Source organism: Corynebacterium sp. UMB8791 (assembly GCF_054166365.1).
This window is the reverse complement of the sequence record NZ_JBSZCG010000115.1, coordinates 1-10827: the sequence shown is the minus strand read 5'-3', so window position 1 is coordinate 10827 and position 10827 is coordinate 1. Positions and strand designations below refer to the sequence as shown.

Sequence of the window (10827 nt, the reverse complement as noted above, 5' to 3'; positions counted from 1 at the left end):
CCGAAGTCCACGCCGCGGACAACTAGGCCTGCTTCGTCGAGTGCTGAAAGTTCCGCGCCGCGGACAACCATGACCACGAAACCGTCCGTCCCGCGGACAACCGCGACCACCAAGCCGTCCGCCCCGCGGACAACCGCAACGACGAGACCATCGGCTACGACGTCGGCTCCGAAGTCCACGCCGCGGACAACCGCGACCACCAAGCCGTCCGCCCCGCGGACAACCGCAACGACAAGACCATCGGCTACGACGTCGGCTCCGAAGTCCACGCCGCGGACAACTAGGCCTGCTTCGTCGAGTGCTGAAAGTTCCGCGCCGCGGACAACCATGACCACCAAACCGTCCGCCCAGCGAACAACTGCAACGACCAAGCCGTCCGCCCCGCGGACAACGAACGCACCGACTTTGGACGCCCTCGTTGAGGGGCTGACAGAGCTCCGGGGTGGCGCTGACTATGCGGGTCAGAGGCTAACAGTGTCGGTAACAGGTCAGGGCGAGTCGCCTGTGCAAGCGAATAGCAAAAAGAGGTGGAGTCTTCGGTTGTCGCGGCCGTTGCGTGCGGGGGACGTCGTGAAGGTTCGTGATGTTGCGGGCAACGAAACGAAAATGACTGTTCAAGCGAAACCGACGGCAGCACCTATGTCAGGCTCTTCGACGGGCAACATCGTTGGTATCGTGCTCGGAATCTTGGCGGTGTTGATCGGTGGTGCTGTCGCGTTCGGGCTGCACACGGGTATGTTGAAGCTGCCCGGGGTGCTGCATCGATGAGGTGAGGCTCGGCCGTAAAACCTAAAAGGTAGTAACAGGATGGTAGTAATCCCTTTTTCGGCTCCCAAAATCCGGATTACTACAATCCTGTTACTCCCATTTGCGCAAAGGGCTCTGATGAGCCGAGCTGGTCGGCGCCCTGCCGAGCTAGTCCTTCTTGGACCCAGACCCAGACTCAGACTCAGACTCAGAATCGGAGTCTTCGGCTTCGTATCCGTCGGCCCAGGTGCCGGTTTCGTAGTCGTAGCCGACGTTTTCGCCGTCCTCGTTGGTGCGCTGGTACCAGTCGGTGACGTGGGCGGCGGTGGAGTCGAAGTCGGCGCCGGCGCCCTTGCCTTCGTCGGCTTGGTTGACGGTGAGTTCGAAGTCGTCGCCGTATTCTTCGAGGCCCTTGATGACGGCGGCGCGCATTGCGGAGCGCGCGTAGGTGTTGCGGATTGCGAGTGGGTCGGTGGAGAGATCCCGCAGGAAGGCGATGCCGATGAAGATCAGGATGACGGAGAAGGGCAGCGCGGAGAGAATGGTCAGGGACTGCAGGCCGGACAGCGCGTCTTCGCCGCCGGTGAGCAGCATGACGACGGCGATGCCCATCATGCAGGCGCCCCAGAACAACACGATGAGCTTCTTCGGTGCCGGGTCGCCCTTGGAGGACATGGTGCCCATGACGACGGAGGCGGAGTCGGCAGAGGTGATGAAGAAGATCGAGAGGATGACGATCAGGAGCACCGAGGTGATGCTGTACAGCGGTAGCTGCTCAAACATGGCGTAGAGGATGCTTTCGGTGGAGCTGGTGCCGTCGAAACCTGGGATGTTGTCCCGGTTGAAGGAGATGGTGGTGCCGCCGAAGATGGTGAACGCGAGGATGAGCACGGTCGTCGGTACGACGATGGTGACGATGACGAACTGTCGCAGCGTGCGGCCGCGGGAGATGCGGGCGATGAACATGCCGACGAACGGGGTCCACGCGATCCACCATGCCCAGTAGAAGGCGGTCCAGGCCGACTGGAAGTCGAGGGTTTCCGTGCCCCAGGTCAGTGAACGGGACGCCATATCCATGTACTTGTCGACGTACGCGATGGTGCCGGACGGGATCAGGTTCGTGAGGAACAGGGTCGGGCCGGTGACGAACACGAAGAAGATCGCGCCCAGTGTCAGGGTGATGTTGATGTTGGAGAGGATGCGCACGCCCTTGGACACGCCGGAGACGGCGGAGATCATGAAGCCGGTTGACAGCAGCATGATGATGGCGATGAGCACGCCGGTGGACACCTCGATGCCGCCGACGATGGAGACGCCCTCGGTGATCTGCAGGGACGCAACGCCGAGGGAGGCCGCGGTGCCGAAGAGGGTGGCGACGATCGCGAGGATGTCGACGATCTTTCCGGTCCACGCGGCACCACCCTTGGTCAGCGGGGTGAAGATGGAGGACATGAGGGAGACGCGGCCGCGGCGGTACGTCGAGTAGGCGAGGGCACCGCCGACGAGTGCGTAGGCTGACCACGGTGAAACGCCCCAGTGGAAGTGGGACTGCGCCATGGCTTGGTGCAGGGCTTCGGGGGTTTCGGCGTCGACAGTCAGCGGTGGTGGGGTGATGTAGTGGGTGAGCGGTTCGGAGGGGCCGAAGAAGAAGATGCCGACGCCAATACCTGCCGCGAACATCATGGCGATCCAGGAGAAGAAGGAGTACTCCGGCTCCTCGTCGTCCTTGCCGAGCTTGATGGTGCCGAAGCGTGAGAACGCGATGACGAGCATCAGGACGACGCAGCCGGACATGATGATGTTAAACAGCCAGCCGAAGTTGTACATGCCCCAGTTCAGTGCGTTGCCGGCGACTTCGCCGACGGTGTCTGGGGCGCTGATGCCCCAAATGATGAACGCGACGATGAGCACCGCTGTGACACCGAAGACGAGTTTGTCCACCCCGAATCGGTTGCGTTGTTCTTCTACGCTGATCCCGGGGACGAGTCCGGGGTGCATGTCGTCGGGATAGGCGGGTGCAGCATTGGTGCTGGACATGAGGTTCTCCTTGAGATTGTGAGTCTCTTAGTTAACCGCATCCTGGACGATATGGCTAGTTGGGTCCGGACGTTTTCGACGGTTCACGGCGAGGAGGAGCAACGTTGTGCCGATGGTGAACGTGGAGGAAAACGCCAGGTCAACCCACCCAATGTCGGTGGGGCTGGCGTCGGGTTCGATGAAGAAGACAGAGATATTATTAAACGCGTGCATTACCACTGCGGCCTCGAGTCCGCCGGTGTACCAGACAAGGGCGGAGACGCAGATGGTGAACACGAGGATGTCGGTAAGTCCGATCCAGTTGTACTCGTGCAACGCCACGAAGGGGATGACCGGTACCGCGTACGCCACCCACGGCGAGCGCACCCACGTGCCGACGATCTGGGGGATAGCGCCGCGGAACATGAACTCTTCCGACGCCGCCTGAAACGGCGTGATGAGCACGTACATCAGCAGGATTGGCGTGAGGTCGATGTCTTCCCACGGCGTGGTCAGGCCGAACAGTACCAGCATGACCAGGCTGCTGCGAAGCACGATTGGCCAGCGCACGCGGCCCGCCACGCTGACGAGCAGCGCCGGATCGCGTCCGGCCACCCGTGCTGCGAGGAACGCCGCCGGCAGCGTCAGCGCAAGGCTGAGCACGATGGCCAGCTGAGATTCCATGTCGCCGGTGGCGTCCAGGAAGAAGAAGGCAGCCAGCGTCAGCGTGAGGAAGAACGCTACGAGCAGCAGCGCCTCTATGAGCGCGCGCCACCACGGCCGTTCAGCGGCGAGGAGGTGGTACTCAGGGTAGGGCTGCAACGGCGACCTCCAGCGCGATGCTCGCGGAAGCACCCGGGATCAGGGTCACGCCGCGGCGGTCTTCGCCGAGCAGCGCTGGCTCCACGCACACGAAGTGCGCCCAGTCGTCGTCGCCGAGGTCCTCGGCGTCGCGGCAGACGTCGGGGCCGGGGTTCCACACCACGAGGTGGTCGGTGCCGGTGCAGGTAAACGTGAGCTCGCGCGTGGCGTCGCGGAGGACGGCGCTGGTCGCTCCGGCAATCACGGCGTCGGTTTCGTTGCCGAAGCGCAGCGGGCCCTCCACCGTCTTCAACTCGCCGTCGGTTTTGTCGAGGAAGCGGGAGCCTTGGACACCCGAGAGCTCCGCTGTTGCCGCGTCGCAGGCCCAGTAGGGGTGCAGCGCGATCTGGACGGGCCGCGGGGTGGTCGCCCCGTTGGTGATGGTCAGTTCGAAGCGCGAGCGGGCGTCGTCAAGCTGGCTGCGGAAGACGAGGTGGAAGTTGTCGTGGCTCACGCGCATCGTGTCGCCGTCGTGTTGCCACTCGAGGCTGGTTGCCCAGCCGTGCATCTGCTCGCCGAGGGTCTGTGCGAACCACGGGGCAACAACTGGGATGCCTCCGTGGGCCGGATTGTGCTGGGAATGAAAAAACAGTGGTTGCGTCACGGCTCCCAATGCTAGTGGGGGTATAGCATGAGGGCCATGTCTCTGTTTGCTTCCTCTCTCCACTGCGTTGATGTCCCCTTCGAGCGCGAGGGGGTGCAGCTGTTCGCGCGCATCGTGCGCAGCGCCACGACCGCGAAGGACGCGCCGGCGCTGCTCTTCCTCCAGGGCGGCCCAGGTTTCCCGAGCCCACGCGAGCGCTTCGAGTGGATCGAGTACGCCACCAAGCGCGGCTACCAGGTGGTGCTGCTGGATCAGCGCGGCACGGGCCGCTCCTCCCGCATCGATCGCGCCATGCTTGGCGACGCCACCATCGACTTCACCCGTCTTCGCGCCGACGTCATCGTGGACGACGCGGAAGCGCTGCGCCGCACGCTGGGGCTGGCGCAGTGGGACGTGCTGGGCCAGTCCTTCGGCGGGTTCTGCCTGGTGCACTACATGCTGCGCTACCCGGACTCGCTGCGTGCGGCGCTGTTTACGGGTGGGTTGCCCTCGATCAGCAGGGGCGTGGACGAGGTGTACGAGGCGACGTTCGCCACCGTGCGGGCCCGCCACGAGGAGCTCTTCGAGGCAGTGCCGTGGGCGCAGGAGCGCATCGCGGAGGTGTGCGAGCACCTCGAGCAGCGCGAGGAGTTCCTGCCAACCGGGGAGCGGCTGAGCGCGCGGCGTTTCCGGACCATCGGCACGCTGTTGGGGCAGGAGGGCGGCGCAGGCACGATCGCGGCGCTGCTCGAGGCCCCCTTCCACCCGAATGGTGCGATGCGCACGGACGTGCTTGCGCAGATCGGCGCGCTGGTCAGCTACGAGTCTGGCCCGCTCTACGGGGTGATCCACGAATCCATCTACGGCGGTACCGTACCGGGTGCGACCGCGTGGTCGGCGCAGCGCGTCGCCGAGCGCACTCCCGGCTTCGGCGCCGGCGAAGGGTTGCTCACCGGCGAGCACGTCTTCCCGTTCCAATTCGACGAGGACCCGGCGCTGCGCCCCTTCAAACAGGCAGCGCACGAGCTGGCGGCCAAGGACGATTGGCCCAACCTTTACGCCGGGGCTGCAGGGTTCAACGCAGCCGACCACGGGATTCGGACCGCGGCGGCCGTCTATACGCAGGATATGTACGTGCCGCGCCAGTTCTCCCTGGAGACCGCCGAGGCACTCGGCATCAACGTGTGGGAAAACGACCAGATGCAGCACGACGGGTTGCGCAGACACGGCGAGACCGTGCTGGGTGCGCTGTTAGAAATCGTAGGCGTCTAGCTCGACGGCGCTCGGGTAGGAGGGCTGCGCGCCGGGCTTCGTTACAGCGATCGCGCCGACCTTCGCCGCGACCTTCGCGGCCTCGTCCAGGGTGTCGCCCTCAACCAGGCGGTGGCACAGCGCGCCCGCGAACGCGTCACCAGCGCCAACCGTGTCGACGGCCTCCACCCGAGGCGTGGCCACCGGGCGCAACCCATCCGCGTCGGCGATGAGCGCCCCGGCCGCACCGAGGGTGAGCACGACGGAGGCGAAGCCGGCGTCGAGAAGCTGCTGGGCCAGCTGCTCCGGGGGCTCCTGCGGGGAGACGCCGAGCTGCTCGAGGATGAGGCCGGCCTCGTGCTCGTTGGCGAGCAGCGGGTCGGCGGCGAGCAGTGCTGCGCGGTCCACCTCCACGACGGGGGCAAGGTTGACCACGACGCGCGCACCGTGGGCCTGCGCCAGCTCGACCGCCTTGGCGAAGCCGTCCGCGGGGATCTCGCCCTGCAGCAACACGAGTGAGGCGTCCTCGATGGCGGCGACGTGGCGCTCAACGTGGTTCGCGTCCACCTCGGCGTTCGCGCCGGGCACGACCAGGACGGTGTTCTCGCCATCGGCGGCCACGGTGATCACAGCAAGGCCGGTGACCTCCTCTTTCTGCTCGACGTGGGTGAGGTCCACACCCGCGACCTCCAGGAGCGCGAGCGCCGGTGCCGCGTTCGAGTCCTTACCAACCGCGCCGACTAGCGCCACATGCGCGCCCAGCTTCGCGGCTGCGCACGCCTGGTTGGCGCCCTTGCCTCCGGCGGTGAGCCCGCCGCCTTCGCCCAGTAGGGTTTCGCCCGGGTTAGGGTGGCGGGCAACGTTGACGGTGAGGTCTGCGTTAATGGAACCAACTACTACGATCTTCATACCCACCCACAGTAGCGCCTAAAACATGCTGTCGATGAGGCGCCGCGTGTATTCGTGCTGCGGATTACGCAGGACGTCCTGCGTGCGGCCCTCCTCCACGATTTCGCCCTCGTGCATCACGATCGTGCGCGGGCACAGCGCGCGCACCACGCCGAGGTCGTGGGAGACGAACACGAGGGTGGAGGCGAGCTCGTCGAGCAGGGTGAGCACCTGGTTGCGCAGGGTGGCGTCGAGGGCGGAGACGGGCTCGTCCGCAAGCAGGATATCGGGGGTGGCGGCGGTCGCGCGGGCAATAGAGATGCGCTGGCGCTGCCCGCCGGAGAACTCGCGGGGCAAACGCCGCTCGGTGCCCTCGAGGCCCACCGCGGCAAGCACCTCGCGGGCCCGCCGCGTATCGACGCCCGCCTCCTCCACCGACGCCCCGACCCGCATCCGCGGGTCCAGGGAAGAGTAGGGGTCCTGGAACACCATCTGGCAGCCGCCGTTGATGCGGACCTCCCCGGAGTCGACGCCGCGCAAGCCCGCGATGACGTGCAGGAGGGTGGTCTTGCCGGAACCAGAACCGCCCACGATGCCGATGCGCTCGCCCCGGCGGACCTCCAGGTTCACGTTGCGTAGTGCTTTGGTGGTGCCGCGGGTGACGGAGACATCACGAAGGGTGACCACGGGCCCGCCAACCTCGCGTGGCGCAGTCGCGAGCGTGGGCAGCGTCGGGTTGAGCAGTTTGCGCGAGTAGGCGCTGTCCGTCGGCTCGATCGACCCAGCGCGAAACACCAGAACTTCCTGCGTCATGTGCCTGACCACCGGCATGTCGTGGGAGATGAACAGCAGCCCCATGCCGCGGCGGCGGACCACGGCGTCGATGAGGTCCAGGATCTGGCGTTGGACGGTGACGTCAAGGGCGGTGGTGGGCTCGTCGCAAAGCAAGAAATCGGGGTCGCCGGCGAGGGCAAGCGCGATGAGCACGCGCTGGCGCTGCCCGCCGGAGAGCTCGTGCGGGTAAGCCTCGGGGCGGTCGACGCCGACTTCCTGCAGCAGGTGCCGCGGCACGACCTTGCCGATCTTCTTGAGCGGGTCGAGTGCCGTCATGGGTTCTTGGAAGACCATTGCGACGCGAGAGCCGCGCACGCGGCGGCGGGTCCGCTCGGAGGTGCCGATCATTTCGACGCCGTCGACGGTGATGGAGCCTTCCGCGGGGAGGTCCGTGAGCCCCATGATGGACAGCGCCGTGAGTGACTTGCCGGACCCGGACTCGCCGATGATGCCGAGGCGCTGGCCGCGCTCGAGCGTGAAACTGATGCCGTGCAGCAGGCCCTCGATGCGGAGGTTAGAAACGTTGATCACGGTGGCCTCCTGCTACGTTGCACGCGAGAATCGTCAGCGCGATGGCCAGCGCCGGCCACAGCGCAAGGTGCGGGGCTGTGGCCAGGTAAGGCTGGCTGGCCTGCAGCATCCGGCCCCAGGACGCAAAGGGCGCCTGCACACCGAAACCGAGGAAGGACAGGCCCGACTCGGCCAGCACCGCCATGGAAAACGCCACCGCGATCTGGGTGATGACCACCGGCAGGATGTTCGGCAGCACGTGGCGCCACGCCACCATAATCCCAGGCACCTTGTTCAGGCGCGCGGCCAGGATGTAGTCCTGGGACATCACGCGAAGCGTGGCTACCCGCGAGACCCGAACGAACCCGGGGATACCCGCGATGCCAAGGGCGAGCACCACGATCCACATGCTGGCGCCGAATGCAGCGGTCAACGCGATGGCCAGCAGCAGCGCCGGAAACGCCATGAGCACGTCGCTGCCGCCCATGACGGCGCGCTCCGTCCAGGAGCGTCGCATGCCCGCGAGCACCCCGAGTGGCACGCCCACGAGCAGGGAGAGCGCGGCGGCACCTGCGCTCGCAGCAACGGTGTAGCGCGCGCCCATCATGATGCGCGAGAGTAGATCGCGGCCCAGCTCGTCGGTGCCGAGCAAGTGCGTAGCGCTTGGTGCGGCGAGGCGCTGCGCCGGCATGGCCTGCAGCGGGTCGTAGGGCGTCCACACTAGGGAGAGCACCGCCACGAACACGATGGCCCCCAGCGTTATCCACCCAGCTATTCGTTTCGGGTTCACTTCGCCCTCCTGACACGCGGGTCAACGACCCCGTAGGCGATGTCCACGAGCGCGTTGACCAGTAGCGTAAACGCCACCAGCAGCATCATCGTGGACTGCACCGCTGTGATATCGCGGTTGCGCACCGAGTCCAGCAGGAAAGAGCCAAGGCCGGGGATGGCGAAGACTTGCTCCACAACCACGGCGCTGACCACCAGCGCGGACAGCTGGATCCCCACCACCGTGAGCACCGGCAGCGCGGCGTTGCGAAGCACGTGCTCGCGCACCACCTGCGTCATGCTCGCACCGGTAGAGCGCGCGGTGCGCACGTAGTCGCGCTCGAGCTCCTCGGAAACCGCGGTGCGGATATACCTCGCCAGGATCGCCGTCTGCACGGCGGTCAGCGACAGCACCGGCAACACCGCGTGCGCAGCCGTGCCCCACCCGTTGGCAGGCAACCAGCCCAAACGCACCGAGAACACCGCCACGGCCACAATGCCGACAACGAAACTCGGCACCGCCATGCCCAGCTGCGTCAGCCCGGACAGCACCGCACTGTTTCGCCGCGCCAGCCAGATCCCGACAGGAAGCGCGATGGCCAGCGACAACACCATCGCAGCCACCGCCAACACCAGCGAGACCCCCGCGCGCTGCCAGATCACCGGACCCAGGTCCGCGCCGCTGGCCAGCGACACCCCGAAGTCACCGCGCAGCATCGCCGCGATCCAGCCCACGTACTGGGCCACCAGCGGGCGGTCCGTCCCCAACGTGTGCGACAGCTCCGCCACCGCTTCATCCGAGGCGTTGAGCCCAAGCGCGATGCGCGCCGGGTCGCCCGGGATGGCCCGCAGCAGCAGGAAGATCACCACGCTGGCCGCGGCGAGCAGCGCGAGCAGCCGCAGCAGTGTTGACGCAATGCGTTTCATCGGCGCACCTCGTTCAGTGGCAGGGAATCGGTGACCACGTTCGGGTCAAGCCCGTGCACGCCCGGCGCGTAGAGCACGATGTTCGGCGCGTTGACCAGGGTGAGCGCCCCGGCATCCGCCATGATGGTGTCCACCGCGGCCCGCAGGTCGCCTTGCGCCATGAGCTCGCGGGCGTGCGCGGAGTCGTAGCCGAAGTAGTAGTCCGGGTTGCCGAACATGTGCACCATGTCGCGCGGCTCCACGTGCGAGATAATCGACGCCTGATAGTCGTGCTGCTTGTGCACCTTGTTCAGCCACACCGCCGGGAACTCGACGGTGTGCAGCGTGACGCGGAAGCCGACGCTGCGAAGCTGGGAGTAGATGAGCTCGCTGGCGGTCTGCGCGTACGGCAGGCTGGGCACCTCGATGGTGACCTCAGGGGTGCGCCCGGCGAGCAGCTCCCGTGCCTTGTCCGGGTCGAAGGGGTAGTAGTTGGTGCCGGTAAACCATGGGTCGGTTGGTGGGACGGGGGCGCCGCCGGTGTCGGTGGCAAGCCCGTTGTAGACCACCGCGTTGAGCGCATCACGGTCGATGGCGTAGGCGGCGGCGCGCCGCACGGTGACGTCGTCGAAGGGTGCAGCCTTGTTGTTCATGCTGAAGACCACCTCGCCGTTGGTGGTACCGACGGCGGTGGTGATGTCGTCTGGCAGGGCGTCGAGGAGCTGCGGCGCCTGCATCGCCCACACGACGTCCACATCGCCGACGCGCAGCGCGTTCACCGCGGCGATGGCGTCGCCGAAGTAGCGGATCATGGCCCCGCTTTGCGGCTTTGTGCCCCAGTAATCGGGCCGCGGGTTGAAGGCAATCGAGTGGCCGGGCTCAAACGAGCGCAGCGTGTACGGCCCGGTGCCGAGCGGGTCGCTCGCGAGCCTTCCCACGGAGTCGGGCGTCATCATCGCGCCCGTCATCGTGCCCATGGACCACAGCCACTGCTCGCTCGGTGCCTTCAGCGTCACCTCGAGCGTGCGCGGGTCCACCGCGCGCGCGGATGCGACCGGGTCCATGTTCTCCTTGATGCCGTTGACCCAGGAGTCCTTCACGTAGTTGATGGAGAAGACGGCGTCGCTGGCGTCGAAGGGGGAGCCGTCGGAAAAGGTCACGCCCTCGCGCAGGTCGAAGGTGTAGACGGTGCCGTCGTCGCTGACGCGCCACGAGGTCGCCAACCACGGCTGCGGTTCGCCGTTGGCGTCGATACGCACGAGCGTCTCGTAGATGTTGCCCATCAGCGCCTGGGGTGCGGCGGCACCGCCGATGGAGGTGAAGTCGAGGCCCGCAGGGGGCCCTTGCGTTGCGACGACCACATCCTCCCGCGGCGCCGCGGGGCCACACGCGGCGAGGCTCAGTCCGAGCGTGGCGCCGAGCGTGGACGCCACCAGCCCGCGCGACAGGGTGCTGAAATGCAT

11 protein-coding genes are annotated in these 10827 nt (G+C 66.5%); 2 read left to right on the top strand and 9 right to left on the bottom strand.

The window, feature by feature from the left end; all coding sequences use genetic code 11:
• Nucleotides 1-371 (bottom strand): hypothetical protein (locus ACXIUA_RS06440; protein WP_457976405.1); only part of this gene is annotated, 371 nt, incomplete at its 3' end.
• A 235-nt stretch (nt 372-606) separates the two neighbouring features.
• Here ACXIUA_RS06440 and ACXIUA_RS06435 point away from each other — a divergent pair.
• Nucleotides 607-768, top strand: a complete 162-nt coding sequence (locus ACXIUA_RS06435) for a hypothetical protein (protein ID WP_457976404.1) — start codon at nt 607-609, stop codon at nt 766-768.
• Between the two features lie 147 nt (nt 769-915).
• On the opposite strand, the gene ACXIUA_RS06430 is transcribed toward ACXIUA_RS06435, so the two are convergent.
• Genes ACXIUA_RS06430 through ACXIUA_RS06420 form a run of 3 tightly spaced genes read right to left on the bottom strand, consistent with a single transcriptional unit; the run spans nt 916 to nt 4228 of the window.
• Nucleotides 916-2784: a BCCT family transporter gene (locus ACXIUA_RS06430; protein WP_457976403.1), complete on the bottom strand. Its 1869-nt coding sequence runs from the start codon at nt 2782-2784 to the stop codon at nt 916-918.
• Between the two features lie 27 nt (nt 2785-2811).
• A complete protein-coding gene (locus tag ACXIUA_RS06425) occupies nt 2812-3585 on the bottom strand; it encodes a CPBP family intramembrane glutamic endopeptidase (RefSeq protein WP_284805397.1) in 774 nt (257 codons plus the stop codon).
• Nucleotides 3569-4228 carry an aldose epimerase family protein gene (locus ACXIUA_RS06420; RefSeq protein WP_070478029.1) on the bottom strand — a complete coding sequence of 220 codons (660 nt, stop codon included), beginning with the start codon at nt 4226-4228 and terminating at the stop codon, nt 3569-3571. Before ACXIUA_RS06420 ends, ACXIUA_RS06425 begins: the two co-directional genes overlap by 17 nt.
• Nucleotides 4229-4264: 36 nt before the next feature.
• Between ACXIUA_RS06420 and ACXIUA_RS06415 the strand changes: the two genes are divergently transcribed.
• Nucleotides 4265-5479: an alpha/beta fold hydrolase gene (locus ACXIUA_RS06415; RefSeq protein ID WP_070478028.1), complete on the top strand. Its 1215-nt coding sequence runs from the start codon at nt 4265-4267 to the stop codon at nt 5477-5479.
• Here ACXIUA_RS06415 and ACXIUA_RS06410 read toward each other — a convergent pair.
• Genes ACXIUA_RS06410 through ACXIUA_RS06390 form a run of 5 tightly spaced genes read right to left on the bottom strand, consistent with a single transcriptional unit; the run spans nt 5459 to nt 10827 of the window.
• On the bottom strand, nt 5459-6367 hold the full coding sequence (locus ACXIUA_RS06410) for a ribokinase (RefSeq protein ID WP_070478027.1): 909 nt from the start codon (nt 6365-6367) through the stop codon (nt 5459-5461). The two genes, ACXIUA_RS06415 and ACXIUA_RS06410, sit on opposite strands and share 21 nt — an antisense overlap.
• A gap of 18 nt (nt 6368-6385) precedes the next feature.
• Nucleotides 6386-7711, bottom strand: coding sequence for an ATP-binding cassette domain-containing protein (locus ACXIUA_RS06405; protein WP_457976402.1), 1326 nt, complete (start codon nt 7709-7711; stop codon nt 6386-6388).
• A complete protein-coding gene (locus ACXIUA_RS06400; RefSeq protein ID WP_070478025.1) occupies nt 7695-8480 on the bottom strand; it encodes an ABC transporter permease in 786 nt (261 codons plus the stop codon). Before ACXIUA_RS06400 ends, ACXIUA_RS06405 begins: the two co-directional genes overlap by 17 nt.
• Nucleotides 8477-9385, bottom strand: a complete 909-nt coding sequence (locus ACXIUA_RS06395; RefSeq protein WP_070478024.1) for an ABC transporter permease — start codon at nt 9383-9385, stop codon at nt 8477-8479. The genes ACXIUA_RS06400 and ACXIUA_RS06395 overlap by 4 nt, the downstream gene beginning before the upstream one ends.
• Nucleotides 9382-10827: an ABC transporter substrate-binding protein gene (locus ACXIUA_RS06390; RefSeq protein WP_284805392.1), complete on the bottom strand. Its 1446-nt coding sequence runs from the start codon at nt 10825-10827 to the stop codon at nt 9382-9384. The genes ACXIUA_RS06395 and ACXIUA_RS06390 overlap by 4 nt, the downstream gene beginning before the upstream one ends.